At 66.1% G+C, this 21,340-nt stretch carries 13 protein-coding genes and 1 tRNA gene; 4 read left to right on the forward strand and 10 right to left on the reverse strand.

Going from position 1 to position 21,340, the window contains the following annotated elements:
- Nucleotides 1–7: 7 nt before the first annotated feature.
- The 5 genes from ACFWW9_RS14400 to ACFWW9_RS14420 all read right to left on the reverse strand — a co-directional run bounded on the left by ACFWW9_RS14400 (nucleotide 8) and on the right by ACFWW9_RS14420 (nucleotide 7,695).
- On the reverse strand, nucleotides 8–2,002 hold the full coding sequence (locus tag ACFWW9_RS14400) for an AIPR family protein (RefSeq protein ID WP_390376389.1): 1,995 nt from the start codon (nucleotides 2,000–2,002) through the stop codon (nucleotides 8–10).
- A complete protein-coding gene (locus ACFWW9_RS14405) occupies nucleotides 1,995–3,005 on the reverse strand; it encodes a PD-(D/E)XK motif protein (RefSeq protein WP_390376392.1) in 1,011 nt (336 codons plus the stop codon). The genes ACFWW9_RS14400 and ACFWW9_RS14405 overlap by 8 nt, the downstream gene beginning before the upstream one ends.
- A complete protein-coding gene (locus tag ACFWW9_RS14410) occupies nucleotides 3,002–5,788 on the reverse strand; it encodes a Z1 domain-containing protein (RefSeq protein WP_390376394.1) in 2,787 nt (928 codons plus the stop codon). Before ACFWW9_RS14410 ends, ACFWW9_RS14405 begins: the two co-directional genes overlap by 4 nt.
- A gap of 41 nt (nucleotides 5,789–5,829) precedes the next feature.
- Complete coding sequence (locus ACFWW9_RS14415; protein ID WP_390376397.1) at nucleotides 5,830–7,272, reverse strand: ATP-binding protein; 1,443 nt, start codon at nucleotides 7,270–7,272, stop codon at nucleotides 5,830–5,832.
- Between the two features lie 348 nt (nucleotides 7,273–7,620).
- Nucleotides 7,621–7,695 (reverse strand) — tRNA-Arg (locus ACFWW9_RS14420).
- A 65-nt stretch (nucleotides 7,696–7,760) separates the two neighbouring features.
- Between ACFWW9_RS14420 and ACFWW9_RS14425 the strand changes: the two genes are divergently transcribed.
- On the forward strand, nucleotides 7,761–9,371 hold the full coding sequence (locus ACFWW9_RS14425; RefSeq protein WP_390376400.1) for an SDR family oxidoreductase: 1,611 nt from the start codon (nucleotides 7,761–7,763) through the stop codon (nucleotides 9,369–9,371).
- A 44-nt stretch (nucleotides 9,372–9,415) separates the two neighbouring features.
- Nucleotides 9,416–10,339: a cation diffusion facilitator family transporter gene (locus ACFWW9_RS14430; protein ID WP_390376403.1), complete on the forward strand. Its 924-nt coding sequence runs from the start codon at nucleotides 9,416–9,418 to the stop codon at nucleotides 10,337–10,339.
- A 48-nt stretch (nucleotides 10,340–10,387) separates the two neighbouring features.
- On the opposite strand, the gene ACFWW9_RS14435 is transcribed toward ACFWW9_RS14430, so the two are convergent.
- Nucleotides 10,388–14,677 (reverse strand): GH92 family glycosyl hydrolase, encoded by a 4,290-nt coding sequence (locus ACFWW9_RS14435; RefSeq protein ID WP_390376406.1) that lies wholly within the window; start codon nucleotides 14,675–14,677, stop codon nucleotides 10,388–10,390.
- A gap of 247 nt (nucleotides 14,678–14,924) precedes the next feature.
- Between ACFWW9_RS14435 and ACFWW9_RS14440 the strand changes: the two genes are divergently transcribed.
- Nucleotides 14,925–16,070, forward strand: a complete 1,146-nt coding sequence (locus ACFWW9_RS14440) for an ROK family protein (RefSeq protein ID WP_390376409.1) — start codon at nucleotides 14,925–14,927, stop codon at nucleotides 16,068–16,070.
- 197 nt (nucleotides 16,071–16,267) lie between these two features.
- On the opposite strand, the gene ACFWW9_RS14445 is transcribed toward ACFWW9_RS14440, so the two are convergent.
- Complete coding sequence (locus tag ACFWW9_RS14445) at nucleotides 16,268–18,187, reverse strand: acyl-CoA dehydrogenase family protein (protein WP_390376412.1); 1,920 nt, start codon at nucleotides 18,185–18,187, stop codon at nucleotides 16,268–16,270.
- 63 nt (nucleotides 18,188–18,250) lie between these two features.
- Nucleotides 18,251–18,721 carry a MarR family winged helix-turn-helix transcriptional regulator gene (locus ACFWW9_RS14450; protein ID WP_390376415.1) on the reverse strand — a complete coding sequence of 157 codons (471 nt, stop codon included), beginning with the start codon at nucleotides 18,719–18,721 and terminating at the stop codon, nucleotides 18,251–18,253.
- A 55-nt stretch (nucleotides 18,722–18,776) separates the two neighbouring features.
- Between ACFWW9_RS14450 and ACFWW9_RS14455 the strand changes: the two genes are divergently transcribed.
- A complete protein-coding gene (locus tag ACFWW9_RS14455) occupies nucleotides 18,777–19,241 on the forward strand; it encodes a pyridoxamine 5'-phosphate oxidase family protein (RefSeq protein ID WP_390376418.1) in 465 nt (154 codons plus the stop codon).
- Between the two features lie 419 nt (nucleotides 19,242–19,660).
- Here the strand turns inward: ACFWW9_RS14455 and ACFWW9_RS14460 are convergent, their stop codons facing one another.
- Entirely contained in the window at nucleotides 19,661–20,383 is a 723-nt protein-coding gene (locus tag ACFWW9_RS14460) for a DUF305 domain-containing protein (RefSeq protein WP_390376421.1), read from the reverse strand.
- A 4-nt stretch (nucleotides 20,384–20,387) separates the two neighbouring features.
- Nucleotides 20,388–21,242, reverse strand: a complete 855-nt coding sequence (locus ACFWW9_RS14465) for a DUF3105 domain-containing protein (RefSeq protein WP_390376424.1) — start codon at nucleotides 21,240–21,242, stop codon at nucleotides 20,388–20,390.
- Between the last annotated feature and the right edge of the window lie 98 nt (nucleotides 21,243–21,340).

Below are 21,340 nucleotides of genomic sequence, written 5' to 3' on the forward strand. Positions count from 1 at the left end.
GGTCTCGTCACAGCGCGAAGCCCAGTCGGACGGCTTCCTGTCGCACTGCTTCCGCTTCTTCGATGAGCTTGGCGTTCGGGATGTCCCCTGCCTCGACCATCTTCCCCATCCGTAGTGCGATCTGGCTCTGAACCAGCGACAAGCTGCGGGTTTCCCGTACCCAGAAAGCGATCGCGTGCCACTCCTCGGCGGGCACCTCGCTGACTTCCACCTGCTCTGGGGCTGCGGGTGCCTCTCCGAGGAGCACCAGGTCGTCGATCGGTTCTTCCCGGAGTTCCTGCTTGAGCGACTTGGGGATCTTCCAGGTGATCGCAGACACGGCGCGCCAGCAGTCCTCCTTCTTGGCCCACTCGCTGACCAGCGGACCTCTTGGACGCGTGATCACGTCCATGACCAAGGGCACCAGCTCGTGCACCGCGGAATCCAGTGCGTCGGAGAGCTGCTGCTCGTGCCAGATGCGGTCCAGGTCGACGCGCTGGCCAGTGGCCAGCGCCAGTCGAGCCATCGTGTAGGTGGTCACGAAGCTCTTGATGTTCCCCGCTTGGTGCGTTGCGGCGATCTTGTCAATGCCCTTGAACAAGATCGCCATTGCGATCACTCGCCTGCAGTAGGTCGCGTCGATGTACGGGCTCCGCTGTCCCAAGCGGATCATGAACTCGCCGAAGTTCTTCTGCGCGCCCCTGCTGACGTGATGAGGGTGCTGGCACCAGGAATGGATGTACTTGGCCAGGTCCGCCTTGTTGAACTTCTGGGTGGGCGGGTACTCGGCTTTGAACTCCCTCTGTCGAGCCGGTGTGTGCGCCTTCGACAGGCGATCGGTGTACTGGCCCCGTGCACGTTCGAAGAACCACCTGGTCTCCTTGCCGCTGCCACCTTTGCCGTTCGCCAGCAGAAGGCGACTCTTTCGCTGGAAGTCGACGTGGAACGCGTGGTTCGAACTGAAGTCGACCAGGGTGACGCGGTTCTGCGAGTTGGAGTACTCCGAGATTTTTGGAACGATCTCTTGGAGCTGGTTGCTCGCGATGGTGGTCAGCTTCATCTGCACGTAGACACCGGACAAGGGGTTCTTGTCCTTGGTCAGCACGTGGTGGAGCGTGGCCGTGGTCTGGCCGCCGTTGACCACCTGTATCTCGTGCACGGCGCTGATGTGGGTGGGTTCACCGTCCTGGCCGTGAACGAAGTCCACTCCGGAAGCGGTGACCGTGATGCCGTTGTTGTAGGCGAGGAAGCGGCGTGGGGCGTTCAAAAGCGTGTCTCGAATGCCCTTGTTCACCGCCCCGCGGGTTTGGAGGAATGATCGAACGTTCAGCTCCAACAGCCTGGTGTCGTGAGCTTCGTAGAGATCAGCCAACACTTTCCCGGGAACGGTCGCCAGCACGACGGCGACGTCGTCATCCGAAGCAGGTGCGGCTACACACCCGATAGGAGGGTCGAAGACAACGGAGATCGGCTCGGCCGTCGAGCCGGCTTGATGCACGCGGAACAGCCGGGCGAGGTCCCACACCTCCTGGGAGACCGGGATCCCGTCGAACACGTCGTCGGTGAAGTCCGCAGCGCTGCTCATCCGGTTGCTGAGGATGAACAAACGGATCTTCTCCACTGTGTGGATGGACTTGCTCACCTTGACGCACATGTCGTGGACGTCGAACGCGTCCTCGACGTCCACGATCAGGTCCGGGCTGCGGCGGATGAACGTCAACAGCCGCTTGAAGAGCGACGTAGCTGCAGTTTTCGTCAGTCGTGGACCCATCGGGTCCAGGGTGAAGTCGGTTGTGAAGAGATCGAGCGTCCGGTCGTCGTCGCGGAAGCCGTAGCCGTGGATCTCGTGCCCGTGCGACTTGTGGTAGGCGGTCGCCGCGTTCTGGATGTAGCTGATGTCCGTCAGGTCATCGAGCGTCATCCTCGTGAAGGCCTCGGGTGTTGTGGTCCCTTCGGTTCGGGCTTGTTCTTGGACCTCAGCGACCAGGGACTTCGCGTAAATCTCCAGCGGGCTCTCAGACACCCTGGCTCCTCACCACTTCACCCAACCTGCTTTGGGGGATCTTGAACTGTTGCAGCCGTGTCACCGTTATGGTGTAGCTGCAGTCGTGCACGCCTTCGGGCAGCTGCGATTCCACCAACCTGGGGAACCCCTCTTCGACCTCCCACAGCCGCATCTCCCGCACCGTGTACGTCGGAGATGCGTAGAGGTCCTTCTGGGAGTGCAGGTATCCCGAGCGAACCAGTCTGCTGTCGAAGTCCGCTCGTGCCCCAGGATCTGACAACTGCTCGCGAACTGCGTCCACCTTGTCCCGCAGGCTTGCGCCCGAGCCGCTCTGCCGTTCGTCGAGCACGGCTTGGACCAGCACCAGAGTGGGCGTGCCCGTGCCGTCCAGCTGACGCTCACTGGAGATCTTGACGGAGTCGACCCTCCGACCTGTCGCGGCTTTGCACTCTATTGCTCCACCGGGGAGCTGGAAGTCTTGGTTGGTACCAGTCGGACCGGTCCAGCTCCGCACTGCGACAGCGGGGCCCAGAGCGGGCAACAAGTCCTGCTCGAGCACGAGCAGCTCACCGAAGAGCCCGCGTCGCGCTTCCAACCCCAGACCTTCGCGGCTGATCGAGCGCATGAGTGCCTGCCAGTTCTCGAACCTCTTGATGACGGCAGAAATGGCGGCGCTGGCTGAACTCGCTCCACCGACGACGCTTGCGACATCTGCCACCAGCGGACTGAACACCTCGCGGAGCGAGGGATCCGTGAGCGCAATCTGCAGTTCGTAAAGCTTGTTGGTGACTGACATGAGAGTCAGGCCGATACCTTCGGTGCGCGCCAGCCCGGCGACTTTTCCACCGGTCCCGTCGAGAGCTCGCGCTTCACAACGGATGATGAGCATTCGGCGCAAGCCGGGGTGGGCGACCGCCAGGAAGACGTCGACCGGTGAGTCGGGGTGCAGTCTCAGGACCGACCTTCCCTGCCCCGGTTGTGGTAGTTCCAGCTCTCGCCACATGTTCTCGTCGACGATCACAGGTCGTCCTCGCCGTCCACGTCACCGTATCCAGCCTCGGTGTCTTCGCCGCGCCAAATTGAGTTGACCACGTACTCGGTTTGCTCAAAGACGTCAGACTCGGGGAAACTGACCTGGAACCCGATGATGGGTTCTGAAGTGTATGCGCCATTCTCCTTCGTGTGGTCCACCAGGTAGATGAGCAGAAGTGCCTCGCTGGCCTTTCGCTGTTTGCGGAGATAAACGCCAGGAGGCCGGGAAGGAAGTTTTTTCTTCCCGTTCTTCTTTGCCTCTTCTGCGGCTTGATTCTGCGCAGCCTTGATCTGGTGGTCATAGAGTCCGGTTTGCTCGTCAGCGGGGCTCACTACACGTCGCAAGATGCAGATCTTGTCGTCGCCACGTTTATTCCGGGTTACTCGGCCGATTTTCTGGTTCGCGATGACATCTTCGTTCGCGGGGTTGGTTTTGCCTACGAGGTACACGGTCCAAGACTGGAGTTCGCCAACTTCTGCACACCTCTCGATGTATTTGGCGATGTAACCGGGGCGGACTCGGAATGCCGCGTTCGCGGTGATGTAGTCATTGAGAAAGCGAGTAATTTCGGCGGGTTTAGCGCCCTTCCACACCACTCCTGCGCGTTTTTTAGTTGTGTCTCGAACCGATGTTGAATCGAGCCTCTCGGCGAATCTTGTCAAAGCCTCGAAGTTGTTCAGCAGGACCTTTGGTGAAAGGTCGAAAACGGTCGTTTCAGGGCCTTCTCCAGAATAGCTTATCCTCACGCGGGTGCCACTGCGCATTTTGTTCGGTGCGGTGATGGCCAAGCCCAGTGATGAAGTCCTCACCTTGAGTCCAAATTCCTTCGGGGTCAATCCGAGGGCGGCCATCTCCTCGATTTCTTTCCGAAGCTCGTCGGTGGCGGAGGTGACCTCGACGTAGGCTGCTTGCAGTTCCGGGCTCGTGTACAGGCGGCATAGATCTTCGTGCTTCGGTCGGTAGCCGAACCATCGGCCCATTTGCAGCAGGGTGTCGTACGTGCTGGAAGTGCGTAGGTAGTAGCTGACCGTTAGTCCTTCCAAGGTCAGTCCTCGTGAAAGCTTTTGGCCTCCTACTGCGATCACGGAAAGTCCGGTCTTGCGGTTGTCGTAGTAGTCGAGGACATCGCGGGACGTTCCGTTGATCGTCTTGACTTCGATCTTCCGGATGGATGGAAGGATATGCTCTTTGACCTGTTCCCAGGTGATGCGCGGCGCCTCGCTGTCGCTGAAGAAGTTCGTCGTGGGGACGAAGTCTTCTTTCCATAGCCTGTTCAACTGCTCCATCGCGTCCGCGCTCTTCCCGTAGCGGTCGCCGAGGTTGTCCGCCAAGAGGCTCACGAAGTCCTCGACCTGATCTCGCACCACCTCTTGCACATCTGTGAAGCGGGTGACGTGGATGAGCATCGAGTTGTGCACCTTGCTCTGGCCTCGAAACCGCCGTGCGGCGCACGAGAGCACGAATGATTCGATTGCTCGCTGCAACGAGCCCGGTAGTGGTTCGACCGGTCGGAAACTCGATTTGTGTTTAGGTGGTGCCCATTGGTCGGAGTCGAATACGTGTCGCACCACGGGGAGGGGATCGACTTCCCAGTCTTCTTTGTTTTCGTTCTGCAGCCCGAACACCCGTTCAGGGCCGAAGTAGTTCGAAGGGGAGGGTAGGGTTCGGATGAAGCTCTCGGGAAAAAGGTCTGCTCCGAAGTCGCTGTGGCTGGTCGTGGGGTCGATGTAGATGTTCGCGTACGGTGTTGCCGTGTAGCCGATGTAGGCTGCCTTGTGGAAGGTGTTCATCAACGAGCGGATCGCCCCGTTCGTCCGCGTCGGATCCGCTTCCGGATCTTGTTCGGTGTTGATCGAGGCGTTGTCGGCTTCATCGTCGATCACCAGCAGGGGAACATTGGGAACGCGCTTCTCCCCGGAACCGGTCTCGACCCCGCTGAACTCGCCGACCCAGGTCTTGACGTACTCCAAGATCTTCCAGTGCTTCTTAACCACAAGTACAACCGGGAACTTTCCGAGCGGGAAGTTGACGGTTTCCGCGGACTTCTTGCCGAAGTCACCTGTTTCCGAGCTGTTCGTCGGCGAGGCGATGTCCAAGCGTTTGGATCGCTCCAAGCGGCCGACGCCGATAAAGCGGGCTTTTGTACCAGCTTCCTTCATCCTGCGCTGGTACTGCGTGTCGAAACCGAGCAAGCCCTCGTCGACTCGGAGCTGCGTTTGGCTCCGCAGGTCGTTGTGGATGCCGGCCAGGATGACGATGAGGCCGTATCCCGCGTCAACGGCCTTCGCTGCCAATCCGATGTACTGCCCCGTCTTGCCCGACTGCACTTGGCCAATGACCAGTCCTGCTCGCCGCCACTGTCCTGGCCGCCTGGGGTCTTCGATCTGCCCCAAGATCTCGTCGGTCGTTCGGTCCAAGCGCCGCACCACCCGGCGCGGGAGGTCGATGACGTCCTCCGTGTACCGGCGGTAGCGCTCCCAGAAGTCCCAGCTGCGCTCTGCTCTCGCCTGGGAGATCCAGGGTTCGTGCTCGGCGTCGTTGCTCAAGCCCACCGACACCTCTTGGAACACGGCCGTGTCCGCTTCGACGGCCTTGGCCAACTGCGTCGGGTCGACTTGTTGGCCTTGGCCCAGCAGCATCCCGGCAACCAGGTTGGCGGCGTTCGTCACCTCGGACGCGGTCGGTTGCCGGTCATCCATGACGACCGGCGCCAGCATCGTGAGAACGATGCGCTTGGCGAGCTCAAGGGTGTCGACCTCGTCGTTCTCCACGGCTTCTCCCTATTGCGTCGGTGCGGTCTGGCTCGATGTCATCACGAGGACCAGAAGCCGGTGGTTTGGTCGAACGGGTACATGGTGTTGATCTTGTTCTTGGCGCCTTGGGGCGAATATCCACTTGTGACCAGCGCTTGGTAGATGAGTTCTGCGACGCCGGCCATCTCGTCGTTCGCTGTGGGGTGGCCACCGAAGGGCTCGTGGTCGTCGCTGGAGTCCACTTCGTGTGCGATCCGCAGTGCACTCACCGGGAACGTCTCCTCGAGGAACCGCAGCAGGGCGTGAAACGCCCTTTTGTTGCTCGCCGACTGCAAGGCCGACTCGACCAACGGGTGTTCGCGGTTGATCTGGCAGGAAACCTTCTCGTTGTCCCTGCCGATCTTCCAGATGTACTGGAACGGATCGCTCTGGCCGCGGCCCACCGTTCGCCCGCGGTGGCGAAGCACCTCGGACGCTTGCTCTCGGGCTCGCAGCGCGATCCGCTCCAAGTCCGAGCGGAGCGCGATCGGGGGTGTGACAGTCGATTTCCGGACGTCGACCGCCCACTCGACATCCGTTTCCGCATCGATGTCCACTGCGATGCGGGCGAGGTTGAACTTCTCCTCCCGGCGCATACCCCGGTATCCGAGCCAGCCGCCTGCCAAGATCAGGCGCTTCCGCCGGTACACGTAGAAGCCTTGGCGGTTCAGCCAGCCGTCCGGGCCGCCTCCCTTGTCGTACTCCCTGTCGGAGAGCCTGTGTTTCCCCGGCAGGATGAACCCCTCCACCGTTGCTTTGGTACTGCCGTTGACGAACGACTCGACGGGGATGCTCCGAACCGCCGAGTGGTGCTTCATGAACGGATCCCAGGGCTCTACTTCATCGCCGTTGACCTGCAGGGTCCGCCGCTTGGAGCCGATGAGGAAGCGCGAGAACACCATGCCCAAGTGCTCGCTGACGCGGTACGTCTCGCTGTAGAACTGCTTCTGCTTGCGCTTGTCCTCCTTGTCGCTGATCTTGAGGAGGTTGTAGCCGCGCAACCTCCTCCAAACGACGATGGTGCCGTTCGACCGCGTTTCCTTGAGGCGTTCCAGCACCTCGGCGGTGTCGTCGTCCGTGCCGTGCAGCAGTCGCCACTCGCCCACCTTGTGGATGACGTCCAAGTCCCACGTCTTGGTGTACCAGTTGCCATCTCCGGGTGTGGTCGAGACGGTGAGCTGGTCGGCTTGCGAGAACGACGCGGACTTGAGTCCCAGGCCGAACCGCCCGAGGTCGGTCGTCGAGCGATTCGTCGACGTCCCCCCTGCTGCGACGGTCAGCCCCCGGAGCAACTCGGACTCGGACATGCCGGTGCCGTCGTCGCACACCGCGATCCAGGAGTTCGCCCCGTCCCAGGTGAAGATGACTTCGATCTTCTGCGCGGTCGCCGCGATGCTGTTGTCGATCAGGTCGGCCACCGCAGAAGGCAATGTGTAGCCCAAAGAGCGAAGAGACGCCACCATACCGGCTGGTTCCGGAGGTGCGATGTCGTAGGCCGAGTCGTCTTCCGCGTGAATTGTCGTCCCCCAGGTCTCGTGCGGCAGTGCCAGCAGACCTTTCTACATGAGGTTGTTCCTGTCGCCTTTGTGAAGCACTGTCGGTTCTGACCGGTGGTGTGTTACTCCTCGTGAATGCGCAGATCTCGGTGCTGCAGTCGTCGTCACTGCTCGGCGCTACACCGGACACGGCATCCGGGAGGTCAATCGCGACCGGCGGTGTTATCGCTGACCTGACCATCTTGAAACAGCTCGGTGGTCTGGTCACGAACGACAGAAAAGCGCCGACCGTGGTCGGCGCTTCAAGTACATCTGTGGTGCCCCCGGCAGGATTCGAACCTGCGCTCCCGCCTCCGGAGGGCGGTGCTCTATCCCCTGAGCTACGGGGGCCGTAGCTGTTGGAATGATCCTAGCGCACTGTTGGGCGGGTGTTTCACCCCCTACCCTCAGGTGGCATGGAGTCGTGTCGGGAGCGTTCGGTTGTGGTCGGTGACCTGCGGCTTCGGGTTTTGGAGGATGGGGATCCTGCCTTGCCGACGGTGGTGTTGGTGCACGGGTTCCCGGACACCTCTGCCGTGTGGGGTGGGGTGGTGGGGGAGTTGGTTGGGCGGTTTCACGTTGTTCGGTACGACACGCGTGGGGCTGGGGGGTCTGGGCGGCCCTCTCGGGTGAGTGGGTATCGGGTTGAGCGGTTGGTTGAGGACCTGGTCGCTGTCGTGAGGGCTGTGGTGCCTGGGCGGAAGGTGCACCTCGTTGGGCATGACTGGGGGTCTACGCAGGGGTGGGAGGCGGTTGCTTCGCATCCCGAGCTGTTCTTGTCGTTCACGTCGATCTCCGGGCCCTCGTTGGGGCACGTGGCGGATTGGGTGCGGCGGAATCGGTGGCATCCGGTCAAGGTGCTGAACCTGCTCCGCCACTCGTGGTACATCGCGGGGTTCAAGGTGCCTGTGGTGCCTGAGCTGGTGTGGCGGATCAGGGCGGTGCGGGAGCGGTTGCAGGCGCAGCACCGGGAGCTGGTCAACGGGCTCGGTTTGTACCGGGCGAACGTGGGGAGTGCGCCCGCGCCGCGGAAGGTCGTGGTGCCGGTGTTGCAGGTGGTGTTGAAGCGCGATCCGTATGTGAAAGCTGCGCACCTGGACGCGGCGGAGCCTTGGACCGAGAGGGTGAGTCGTCGGTCGTTGTACGCGTCGCACTGGGCGCCGCGGACGCATCCGGTCGCCGTCGCGCGGATGATCGCGGACTTCGTGGACGGGGTGCCCTCTCGGCGTGAGCTGGTGGTGATCACCGGGGCCGGTAGTGGGATCGGGCGGGCCTCGGCGTTGGCGTTCGCGGTGGACGGGGCCGAGGTGGTGGCGGTGGACGTGGACGCCGCTTCGGGTGCGCGGACGGCGCGGGAGGTGCGGGGGCACTCGTACGAGCTGGACGTGGCCGACGGGGCTGCCACGCACGCGCTGGCGGAGCGGATCGAGGCCGTGCACGGGGTGCCGGACGTGGTGATGGCGAACGCCGGTGTGGTGGTCGCCGGGGGCTTCCTGGACACGTCCGAGGAGGACTGGCGGCGGGTGGTGGACGTGAACCTGTGGGGTGTCGTGCACACCTTGCGGGCGTTCGTGCCGCTGCTCGTGCGGCGGGGTGAGGGTGGGCACGTCGTGATCACCGCCTCCATGGCGTCGTACTTCCCCACGGCGGCGTTGCCCGCGTACTCGACGACGAAGGCCGCCGTGCTCATGCTCGCGGAGTGCCTCGCCGAGGAACTCGCGCCGCACGGGATCGGCGTCACGGCCGTGTGCCCCGGCGTGGTGCACACCGACATCACCCGCAGCGCCACGTTCGCGGGCGTCGACGAGCCCACCGAACGGGCGAAGCGCGAGGCGGTGACCAGGACTTATCGTCTACGGGGGTACGGGCCGGAGCGGGTTGCCACGGCGGTGGTGCGGGCGGTTCGGCAGAATCGGCTGGTGGTGCCGGTGACCCCGGAGTCGCAGTTGGCGTGGTTCGGGAGTCGCCTGTCGCCGAAGGCGGTCCGGATCGTGGGACGGCTGGCGGGGCCTACCTGGCGTCAGTAGTCGGTCACATTGCACACATGCGCATGTCTCTATATGTTGCTCGCATGGGTCACGGGCATGGGCACGGCGTGTCGCCTGCCGAGGCGGCGAGCGCGTCGGGCAGGCACATCGGGAAGCTGTGGATCGCGTTCGGCATCGGCGCGGTCTTCATGGCGGTCGAGTTCGTCGTCGGGTGGGCGACGTCGTCGCTGGCGCTGATCTCCGACGCCGCGCACATGCTCACGGACGTGCTCGGGGTCGGCATGGCGCTGGCCGCGATCATGGTCGCCCGCCGGTCGTCGACAGGCCGCAACCAGACGTTCGGCATGTACCGCGCGGAGGTGCTGGCGGCGCTGGCGAACGCGGTGCTGCTGTTCGGCGTCGCCGGGTACGTGGTCTACGAGGCGGTCGGCCGCTTCGGGAACCCGCCGTCGGTGCCCGGCCTGCCGGTGATCCTCGCCGCGCTGCTCGGCCTGCTGGCGAACGTCGTCTCGTTCCTCATGCTGCGCGAGGGCGCCAAGGAGAGCATCAACGTCCGGGGCGCGTACCTGGAGGTGCTCGCGGACCTGATCGGCTCGGTCGGCGTGCTGCTGAGCGGCCTGGTGACGCTCGTCTTCGGCTGGCGCTACGCCGACCCCGTCATGGGTGTCGCGATCGGCGTCTGGGTGCTGCCGCGGACGTGGAAGCTGGCCCGCCACGCGCTGCACATCCTCTTCCAGCACGCCCCCGAGGGCCTCGACGTCTCCGCCGTGCAGGCGGACCTGGCGAAGCTGCCCGGTGTGACCGAGGCGCACGACCTGCACGTGTGGACGTTGACCTCCGGCATGGAGGTGGCGTCGGCGCACCTGACCATCGAGTGCGACGTCGACCCGGCCGAGGTGCTGCGGACCGCGCAGGCGCTGCTGGCCGAGCGGTACCACATCGAGCACGCCACGCTCCAGGTCGAGCCCGGCGACTCGGCGCAACGCTGCCGCGAAATGTCCTGGTAGAGCAAAGGGGGGCCTTCCGAACGCGGAAGGCCCCCCTTTCAAAACCCCTTACAGCGCGGCGAGTTGCCCCGCCTTGGGACCTTGCACGGTGTTGGCCAGGCCGTTGTTCACCGGGTCGGGGCTGTTGCCGCTCCCGGTCATCGGCCCGCCGACCGCGTTGGCCGCCACGACCACCGGCGCCTTGTTGTTCACGACGCTGAGCGGTCCGCCGATCTTGGTGTTCTCGATGTTCACCCCGACCGTCGCGCCGGTCACGCTGACCGGCCCGCCGATCTGGGTGTCGACGAGCACCACGGAGCCCGCGCCGTTCGCCGCGATCGGCCCGTTCACCTTGCCGCCGAACACGTACAGCGACGCGCCCGCGTTGACGGTGATCGGTCCGCTGATCGTCGCGCCGTCGACCACCGTGACGCCGGAGCCCACCGTGAGCGGCCCGCTGACCGGGTCGGTGATGGTCCTGGTGGCCGTCACCGGCGGCTTGGCCAGCAGTTCGAACTCCGACAGCGTGGCGCCGCCCGCGATCTCCAAGCGGTAGTACCGGTAGAAGCCCGGCTTGGCGATCTTGAACGCGCGGGTCTGCTGGCGCCAGGTGAACTTCTGGTCCTTGCGCTCGTCCGCCGTCGTCCACGTCTTGCCGTCGAGCGAGCCCTTGAGGACCCAGTTCTTCGCGTCCGCCGCGGTCTTCGCCGACGTCAGCGTGTAGAACTCGGCCTTCTCCTTGGTGTTCGGCAGGTCGACCTGGAGCGCGTCGACCGCGGCCTGCGTGCCCGAGGTGTTGTCGACCACGGCCGCCGGACCGGTGAACTTGCCGGTGGTGCTGATGTCCCGCAACGGCTTCGCGACCTCGGTGCCCTTGGTGATCGACGGCGGAACGGAGTCCGCGCCGGTCGCCCACTTCGACGGATTGGGGCCCATGTCGAAGTCCAGGGTCGCCCCCGCCGCGAGCACGTCGTGGTTGAGGTAGCTCTTGTCGTAGACCTTGCCGTTGACCTTCAGGTTCTGCACGTAGATGTTCTTCGCGCTGTTCTTCGGCGCGTTCACCACGAGCTTCTTGCCGTTCTCCAGCTTCAGCGTCGCCTTGGTGAACAGCGGCGACCCGACCGCGTACGTCGAGTTGCCCATCTGCAACGGGTAGAAGCCCAGTGCGCTGAACAGGAACCACGCCGACTGCTCGCCGTTGTCCTCGTCACCCGCGTAGCCCTGGCCGATCTCGCTGCCGAGGTAGAGCCGCGACGTGATCTCGCGGACCTTCTCCTGCGTCTTCCACGGCTGGCCCGCGTAGTCGTACATGTAGCTGATGTGGTGCGAGACCTGGTTGCTGTGGCCGAGCTGCCCCATCCGGACGTCCCGTGCCTCGGTCATCTCGTGGATGACACCGCCGTAGGAACCGGGGAACTTGGCCGTCTCCGGCGTGGCGAAGAACGTGTCGAGCTTCTTCGCCAGGCCGTCGCGCCCGCCGTAGAGGTTCGCCAGGCCCTGGCCGTCGTGCGGCACCGAGAACGCCATGTTCCACGCGTCGGTCTCGGTGTAGTCGTAGCCCCACTCCTGCGGGTTGAAGTCCGCGGCGGGCACCCGGCGCGTGCCGTCGGGCTTGCGGCCCTGGAAGAAGCCCGTGGCGGGGTCGAACATGTTGACGTAGTTCTGCGCGCGGTTGGTGAAGTACTCGTAGTTCTCGAGGTACTCCTGCTTGCGCGGGTCGTTCGCGGCTGCCTTGTCGTACAAGGACTTCGACATGTTCGCGATGCCGTAGTCGTTGACGTAGCCCTCGATCGCCCAGGACATGCCCTCGTTCGTCGTCGTCGGCGTGTAGCCGAGGAAGATCGACGTGTCCAGGCCGTGGCGGCCGACCGCGTCGCTCGGCGGCGTCACGGTGGCGTTCTTCACCGCCGCGTCGTACGCCGACAGCGAGTCGAAACCGGGGACTCCCTTGACGAACGCGTCCGCGAAGGCGACGTCGGAGCTGGTGCCCGTCATCAGGTTCGCGTAGCCGGGGGAGGACCAGCGCGACACCCAGCCGCCGTCGCGGTACTGCTGCACGAACCCGTCGGCCATCTCACCGGCCTGCGAGGGCGTGAAGAGGCTGTAGGCGGGCCACGTCGTGCGGTAGGTGTCCCAGAAGCCGTTGTTGACGTAGACCTTGCCGTCCACGACCTTCGCGCCGGTCTGGGTCGGCGTGCCGACACCGGACCCCGCGGTCACGGGGCTGGCGTACTTGTAGACCGGCGCCGCGTTCGAGCCGGTGTTCTCGAAGCCCGAGTTCGGGTAGAGGTACAGCCGGTACAGGCTGGAGTACAGCGTGGTCAGCTGGTCCTGCGACGCGCCTTCGACCTCGATGATCCCGAGCTGCTTGTCCCACGCGGACTGCGCGCGCTGCTTCACGGAGTCGAACGTGTCCGACGGCGCGATCTCCAGCTCCAGGTTCTTCTTCGCCTGGTCCACGCTGAGCAGCGAGGTCGCGATCTTGAGCTGCACGGTCTTCTGCGCGCTGGTGTCGAACTGGAAGTAGCCCGCCACGTTGTCGCGGCCCTGGCCGGTCAGCTTGCCGCTGGACTTCACCGGCTGGTCGACCGTGCCGTAGACGAACATCCGGGTCGCGCCGACGGACAGGCCGCTCTTGACGTCCGAGTAGCCGGACACGACGCCGTTCGCCGCGTCCAGGGTGAGGCCGCCGCTGTTGTTGACGTTGTCGAACACCAGGTTCGAGCTGGCCTCGGTGAAGCCGAACTTGAACACCGCGGCGTGGTCGGTCGGCGCGATCTCCGTGCGCATCCCGTTCTCGAACTTCACGCTGTAGTAGTGCGCCTGCGCGGTCTCGTTCTCGTGCTTGAACGGCAGGGCGCGCACCGCGCGGTCCGCGGTCGGCGTGCCGATCGACGGCATCACCTGGAACGTCTGCCGGTCGCCCATCCACGGGCTCGGCTCGTGGCTCGCGGTGAACGCCTGCAACGTCGGCAGGTTGTCGCGGTTGTTGTTCTTCGCGTAGTCGTACAACCAGCTGATGGAGCCCGCGTTCGTCATCGGGGTCCAGAAGTTGAAGCCGTGCGGCACCGCGGTGGCCGGGAAGTTGTTGCCCCGCGAGAAACTACCGGTGGAGTTCGTGCCACGGGTCGTGAGCACGTAGTCCGACGGGTTCTTGTAGTCCGGAGTGGACGGTGCGGTCTTGATGGCGATGTCGTCGAACCAGCCGTCGAAGCTGGCCGGGCCCTTGGGGTTGTCGTAGGCGACCAGGATCCGCTTGACCGTCTTGCCCTCGGCGACCGAGCCGATCACCGACGCGAGCCGGTTCCACTGGTTGGTGTACAGCGCCTTCGACGCGCCCTGGCCCTTCGGCGACAGCTCGAACCCGTGCTGGTCGCGCGCGCCGAGGTCGCTGAGGTACGTGCCGTCGGAGAACGCGAGGTCCACCGCGGCGAACGTGCTCGGGTAGTTCAGGTCGTCGTCCATGAAGTTGGGGAAGATCATGTACGACAGCTCGGTCGTCTTCGTGACGGGCACGTTGACGTCGAACACCTTGTTGTAGGAGTAACCGCGACCCGTCGCGAAGTGCGTGCCCTGGTAGCGCAACGCCTTCACGCCGGTGTAGCCGACGTTCGCCTTGGCGTTGTAGCCACCGCTGGCGCCCTTGCCGACGACGGTCCGCATGTTCTCCGGCGCGGGGGTGGTCGAGCCGTCCGAGAACTGGATCTCGGCCAGCTGGATCAGGTTCACGCCACCGGCGTTGGCCGTGATGTCGAGTTTGTAGTACGTGTACGCGGTCGTGTTCGGCGTCTCGTACGGCTTGGTTTGGAAGCGCTCGGGAAAAACCTCGCCCGAACGGGTGTCAATTGTCGTCCAGTCCTGCCCGTTGGCCGAACCCTGGAGCGTCCAGTTCTTCGGGTCGCGCTCGGCGGCGTCGTTCGCGGAGGACAGCGCGTAGCGCTTCACCGTCGTGGGTTCCGAAAAGCGGAATTGAGCCCAGCCGGTGCTGGTAAACGTCAACCACTTCGAGTTGACGTTCCCGTCGACCAGGTTTTCCCTCAGTTCGCCGCCCTCGGTGTTCTCCGAGTTCGCCTGAACGTCGACGATCTTGTCCGTCACGTTGCCGGGAATGCTCACGGTGTCCGAGCCGTTGACGCCCGACGCCTTGGGGTTGCCCTGAGCATCGGTTTCCACCGAACTCGCCCAGGTGGGTTGCGGTTGTCCCTCTTCGAAGGACGACGCGAAGACGTCTGCGCTCACGACTGGCTCTTCCGGTGCGGCGGATGCTGGCGACCAGCCTCCCACGCTACCCATCACCACTGCTGTGACAGTGACGCCGATCAGCGCCAAACGGGTTCTTTTCCCCCGCATGTGCCCCATTGCGCACGCCTTCCGGTTGACTCGATGCTCGACCCGCGCGACAGCACAACCGCTGCTTGACATCGTTGTCAAGATCGCTGGACCAATTTGTCCGCTGACCTGTCTGCCCGCTGCTCCAACTGCCTGAACCGGGCTGGGTGTGGCGTCCCGGTCGCCGAGCTGTCGCGCAACTAGAATCGCCACCATTGTCGTGACGGAGGAAGAGTTGAACGTGCGGAAAGCGCCACAGGTGGGTACCCCGGCGGGAATGCGGGCGCTCAACCAGCGTGCGGTGCTCGACCGACTCCGCCTCGAGGGGCCGTCGACGAGGCCCCAGATCGCCAAGGAAACCGGCCTGTCCAAGCCGACCGTCGGGCAGGCGCTGCTCGACCTGGAGCGGCACGGACTGGTCAGACCCGTCGGCCGGACCACGGCGGGACCGGGCCGGTCGGCCATGGTCTACGAGCCGAACCCGGCCGCCGCGCACGTGCTCGGCATGGACATCGGCAGGCTGCGCATCCGCGCGGCCGTCGCCGACCTCGCCGGGTCCGTCATCGCGCGGGTCGACGAGCGGAACCGGTGCCGGTCGGCGGACGCGCTGGTGCGCAAGGTCCGTGAGCTGGCCGAACGCACGGTGACCGACGCGGGCCTCTCGCTGGACGACGTGATCACCAAGGTCGTCGGCAGCCCCGGCGTGCCGGACCCGAGGGGTCGGGCCATGCACCACGCGCCGAACCTGCCGGGCTGGGAGCGCAAGGGCCTGCTCGACGAGCTGGAGGCGGTGCTCGGCCCCGGCCTGGTCGTGGAGAACGACGCGAACCTCGCCGCGGTCGGCGAACGGGAGTACGGCGTCGCCAAGGACGTCGGCGTGTTCGTCACGATCACCATCGGCACGGGGATCGGCATGGGCATCGTCATCGACGGCCAGCTGTTCCGCGGCGCGCACGGCGCGGCGGGCGAGGTCGGCTACCTGCCGTACGCGGACTCCAAGGAGGACCCGGCCGTGCGCGGGCAGTTCGAGGGCTCCGCGGCCGCGCACTCCGTCGTGGACCGGGCGAAGGCGTTGGGGCTGAGCCAGGTCCGCAGCGCGCGGGACGTGTTCGTGCTGGCCAAGGGTGGTGACGCCCGAGCGTTGGAGGTCGTGCACGATGAGGCCGAGCGGCTGGCGTACCTCGTGGCGTCCGTGAGCGCGGTGCTGGATCCGGAGCTGGTGGTGCTCAGCGGCGGCGTCGGGACGAACATCGAGCTGCTCCAGGAGCCGATGGACCGGGCGCTGCGCCGCACGACGCCGCTCGTGCCGAGGATCGTCGCCGGTGAGCTGGGCGACGGCGCGGTGCTCAGCGGGGCGCTCGCCGTGGGGCTGACCGCAGCGCGGGAACTGGTGTTCGAGCAGCGCGAGGAAATTACTCTCTGAGAGTAGTCGAGCGGCGCTCATCTTGTTGTTTCACCCGATTGTTCTAGACGCACCCTGTCCGAAGTGGCTTAGCGTTACCGGAACCTCCTCCTGGAGGGTTCCGTTGCACCGGGGAGTCGCGAGGGGATGCGGGGGACGTAGCCCCTTTCGGCCGCACGGGACAGGCGCCGCGCCAAACCGCCTGTCCCGTGTAACGGTCACGCTCCCGGTGTCGTCCGGTGCACGTCCTCCGCGGTCGACTCGCGGTGCTTCGAGTCGGCGATCCACGCGCCGGGGGCCGAGGGGTCCAGCACCCCGTCCTCGAGCCAGGTGAACTCGCCCGCCATGACCTTCCTGGTCAGCGCCACGTCCGAGTCGTCGGTGTTGGTCCACAGCCGCGCGAACAGCTCGTCGACCCGCACCCGCGCCTGCCGGGCGAACGCGTCCGCCAGCTCCGCCGCGTTGCCGCCGTCGGCGTTCGCCCGCACGCACGTGGCGCTGATGGCGAACAGCTCGGCCCCGATGTCCACGACCCGGCCGAGGAACCGCTGCTTGCGCTCCATCCGCCCCTGCCAGCGGGACATCGCGTAGAACGTCTGCCGCGCCAGCTTCCGGCTGGACCGCTCGACGAACCGCAGGTGCGTCGCGAGTGGACCGAAGTCGGAGAACGCACCGGGCACCTGTCCCTTGCCGACGACCAGCGTGGGCAGCCACTTGGCGTAGAACCCGCCCGCCTTCGCCGCTGCCTTGGCCTTGCGGCCCCGGTCCGCCTCGGGGTCGATGATGTCGCCCGCCACCGCGAGGTGGGCGTCCACGGCCTCGCGGGCGATGATCAGGTGCATGATCTCCGTCGAGCCCTCGAAGATCCGGTTGATCCGCAGGTCCCGCAGCATCTGCTCGGCCGGGATCCCGCGCTCGCCGCGGGCGGCCATCGACTCGGCGGTCTCGTAGCCGCGGCCGCCGCGGATCTGCACCAGCTCGTCCGCCACCAGCCACGCCATCTCCGAGCCGTACAGCTTCGCCAGCGCGGCCTCGATGCGGATGTCGTTCGCGCCCGCGTCGGCCAGTTCGCTGGCCAGGTCCACCACGGCCTCCAGCGCGTACGCCGTGGCCGCGATGAACGCGACCTTGCCGCCCACGGCCTCGTGCTTGCCGACCGGCAGGCCCCACTGCACCCGTTCCGACGACCACTCGCGGGCGATCTTGACCGACCACTTCGCCGCGCCCGCGCACAACGCGGGCAGCGAGAGGCGGCCGGTGTTCAACGTGGTGAGCGCGATCTTGAGGCCCGCGCCCTCCTTGCCGATCCGGTTCGCCGCGGGCACCCGGACCTGGTGGAACCGCGTGACGCCGTTCTCCAGGCCCCGCAAGCCCATGAAGGCGTTCCGGTTCTCCACGGTGATGCCGGGGGAGTCGGCCTCGACGACGAACGCGCTGATCCCCTTGTCGGGGACGGCGGCCATCACGACCAGCAGTTCGGCCACGACCCCGTTGGTGGTCCACAACTTCACGCCGTCGAGCAGGTACGCCTCGCCGTCCGGCGTGGGTGTCGCCGTCGTGCCCAGGCGGGCCGGGTCGCTGCCGACATCGGGCTCCGTCAACAGGAACGCGCTGATCGCGCCCTTCGCGCAGCGCGGCAGGAACTCGCGCTTCTGCTCGTCCGTGCCGAACATCGCCAACGGCTGCGGCACGCCGATGGACTGGTGCGCGGACAGCAGCGCGCCGATCGCCGGGCTCACGGACCCGGCCAGCATCAACGCCTTGTTGTAGTAGACCTGCGACAGGCCGATGCCGCCGTACTCGGGTTTGATCTTCATCCCGAACGCCCCGAGCCGCTTCAACCCGGCGTACACCTCGTCGGGTATCCGGGCCTCGCGCTCGATCAGCGCCCCGTCGACCTCGCGTTCGCAGAAGTCCTTGAGGCGTTTGAGGAACTCCTCGCCGACGGCCTTGCCGCCCGCGTCGCCGCTCGGGTGCGGGTGGATCAGGTCGAGCCGGAGGTGGCCGAGGAACAGCTCCTTGCCGAAGCTCGGCCGACGCCATCCCGTCTCCCGCGCCTGCTCAGCGACCTTCCTGGCCTGCCGTTCGTCGACGTCGTTCTTCTCGGTGTCCGCTTTCTCGGGGTCCACTGCGGTCATCGCTGACCTCCCAGGAGCCGAAGGTGAACCCCGACGGTACTACCGGTGGGTAGCCCCGACCGATCAGCCGATCAGGCGCAGTCGGCGCTTCGCGAGTTCCTCCAGCGCGCCGGTGCTCTCGGCCAGCGTGCGCAGGGCTTTGTCGAACGCCTCGGCGTCCTCGCCGAGGGCGAGCCGCATGCGGGCGTTCACCTCGGCGCGCGCCAGCCGGGCCGACAGGACGGCCTCGCGGCCCGCCTCGGTCAACTCGATCAGGCGGATGCGGAGGTCGGCCCCCGGCGTTCGGGCGACGTAGCCCATCCGCTCCAGCTCGCCGGTGGACTTCGACACGGCCTGCGCCGTGACGCCCATCTTCTCGGCCAGGTCGCGGACGGTCACCGGGCCGTTCTGGAGGTGCTGGAACACGTACCCGTGGGACACGCGCAGGTCGTCGAACCCGTCTGCAGCGAGCTGCCTCACGACCTCGCCTTGGGACCACGCCGTGAGGGCGGTGAACAGGAGGGACAGGTCTTCGCGCAAAGGAGTGGCGTCCACGGCCGAATCGTGCAATGCTCAACCGCAGTTGCGCAACCTAGGTTGAGGAGTTGTGATGGTATCGACGCGGCGAGTGGAACTGGCGGAGTTGGCGGCCGACCTGGAGGAGGTGGTCGGGCGCATCGTGTGGAGTGTGGTGAGCACGGTCGACCGGGCGGGAAGGCCTCGGTCTCGCGTGATGCACCCGGTGTGGGACTTCACGTCGATGACCGGGGTGGTGGGGACGCGGCGGACGCCGGTGAAGGTGGCCCACCTGGCTGGTCAGTCGTCGCTGACCTGCGCTTACTGGTCGCCGGATCATGACACGGCGTTCCTGGACTGCGTGGCGACGTGGGTGCCGGAGGAGGAGTTGGGAGAGGCGTGGGCGGCGTTGAGCGAGGGGTACGACCCGCTGACGGTGTGGCCAGGAGGGGTGGGCGCGGGCGACTTCGCGGCGCTGCGGTTGAGACCGTACCGGGTGCAGGTGATGCGGGCGTCGGCGTTGGCGACGGGGGAGGCGGTGCCCATGTGGGCTGCTTGACGGCGGGTGGTCGCTGAGCGGGCTCGAAAGCCGAAGTCTCACGACGAAGTGCTTGCGCCGCAACGCGATGCGGTGATGCCGGCCGGGCGAACTCACCGCTCAGCCGTGCCGCGCCGGCGAACCCTGCCACCAGCAGCCGTTCGAAGGGCAAGTCGCCCGGTCGGACACCGCCTGAGCCTCGGCCCACCTGGGTCTGGGAGCACCCGAGTCTCAGACCGCGTGGGCCTTGGGGCACCCAAGCCTCAGGCCGCTCGTCCTTTGGCGCGCCCGAGCCTCGAGCGGTCCAAGCCCGCGAACCGGCGAGTCTGCGAACCGGCGAGTCTGCGAACCGGCGAGTCCGCGAACCGGCCTGCTCTCAAGCAGTCCTGCCTTCGAACCGTCCAGCCTGGAACCGTGCGGCCTGGCGGTCGGTTCTGCGGTCAGTTCTGCGGGAGGGGTGTGGCTCCGCGTTGGGCGAGTAGTTGCTTCATGTAGTCGACTTCGCTGTTCTGCGACTTCAGCATGTTGTCCGCCAGCAGGCGCACTGCGCTCTGTCCCGCGTGGTCCGCCGCGTATTCCGCCATCGGCGCGCCGCCGATGTGGTGTCGCAGCATCAGCTGCAGGAAGTAGGTGTCGAATTCGACCCCGCTCAACGTCCGCAACTTCGAGATCTCCTCCGAGGAGGCCATTCCCGGCATCACGGCCGCGCCTACGCCCGCTCCGGTGGAGGAGTGGGAGTGTTCCGAGGACTCCATCCACGCCATGTGGGTGCCGTCCACGGACTGCTCCGGCATCCCCCAGAGGAGGAGCCAGCCCTTCATCCGGCCGATCTGCTCCAGTTGCGTGCTGGAGATGTCGAACGCGAGCTGCTTGATCTCCAGGGTGGTGCTGCGGTCGCGCGCGATGTTCGCCATCTGCACGCCTTGGAGGTGGTGGGCCGCCATGTCGGTGGAGAAGCCCACGTCCACCGAGTCCCTCGGTGGCACGGAGGCGTCCGAGGAGCCCGGCAGCTTGATCAGCAGGCCGATGGCGGCACCGAGCAGGAGCACGGCGAGCACGGCAGCGGTGATGACCACTGTTCTCGCCAGGGTGGGGCCGCCGCTCGGACGGTCGTCCTGGAGGTGCTCGGTCGCGCCCGCGTCCTGCTCGGTGTCGGCCATCATCGGATCAGCTGCTCGGAGGGGTGCTGGAGGACGCGGCGCCGGACGGGGTGGCCGGGGCCGACGGGTCGCCGGAGGCGGCGGGCGGGGGCTGGTTGGCCTCCGAGGTCACCGTGGTGCCGCCGGTCATCGGGATGGCGTCGGGGCCGGGGGCCTCGGCGACGAACGGCGGGGGGCTGTCGACCGGGAAACCGGACGAGTCGCAGGCCGCGCCGACCTCGGGGTAGGTGTTCGGGTTGCGGCGCAGGGACTGGATGAACTGGTCGATGCGCTCGTCGTCGGCGCTGTCCAGCTTGAGCTGGTGGCCCCAGGACTGGAGGGAGATGGGCTTGTCGAGACCGGGGTAGGGCGACATCTGGGTGTACGGCTGGCCGGTGACGCGGGACTTCAGCTTCTCCAGGGCGTCGCCGGTGACCTTGTCCGGGTTGTACGCGACCCACACGGCGCCGTGCTCCAAGCCGTGGACCATGTTCTCGGTGCGGACGGCCGTCGGGTAGACGGTGCCCATGCAATCGGCCCACACGCCGTCGTGGGGTCCGCCGAACGGCGGGCTCTGGTCGTAGGCGACGCGCTGGGTGGCCGTGACGTGCTTGCTGGCCTCGTACTGCTTCTTCACGACGCCCGCGATCTTGTCCGACGGGTCCTTGTTCGTGTCGGACGGGGTCCACTGGGCCAGGGCCTCGGCCTTGGCGTTCTGCGCGTCGATCTTCGTGTACGCGTACCCGAACACGCCTACCGCGAGTGCGACGACCGCGACGACCGCCGCGATGGTGCCCCAGGGCTTGGGCTTGCTCGCCACCACGGACGCGCGTGCCGCGAGCACGCTGTCGCGGTTGGCCTTAGTCTTCTTGCCGCTGACCATGTCCGCCTCAGATCTCGTGTCATCCGTGCACGACGCCGGACGACTGCCGCCGGCCAGTGTAGGGACACCGTGTCTGATCACCGTCAACCGTCGGTGGC

The sequence above is a fragment of the Umezawaea sp. NPDC059074 genome (assembly GCF_042738955.1).
In the GTDB taxonomy this organism is placed as follows: domain Bacteria; phylum Actinomycetota; class Actinomycetes; order Mycobacteriales; family Pseudonocardiaceae; genus Umezawaea.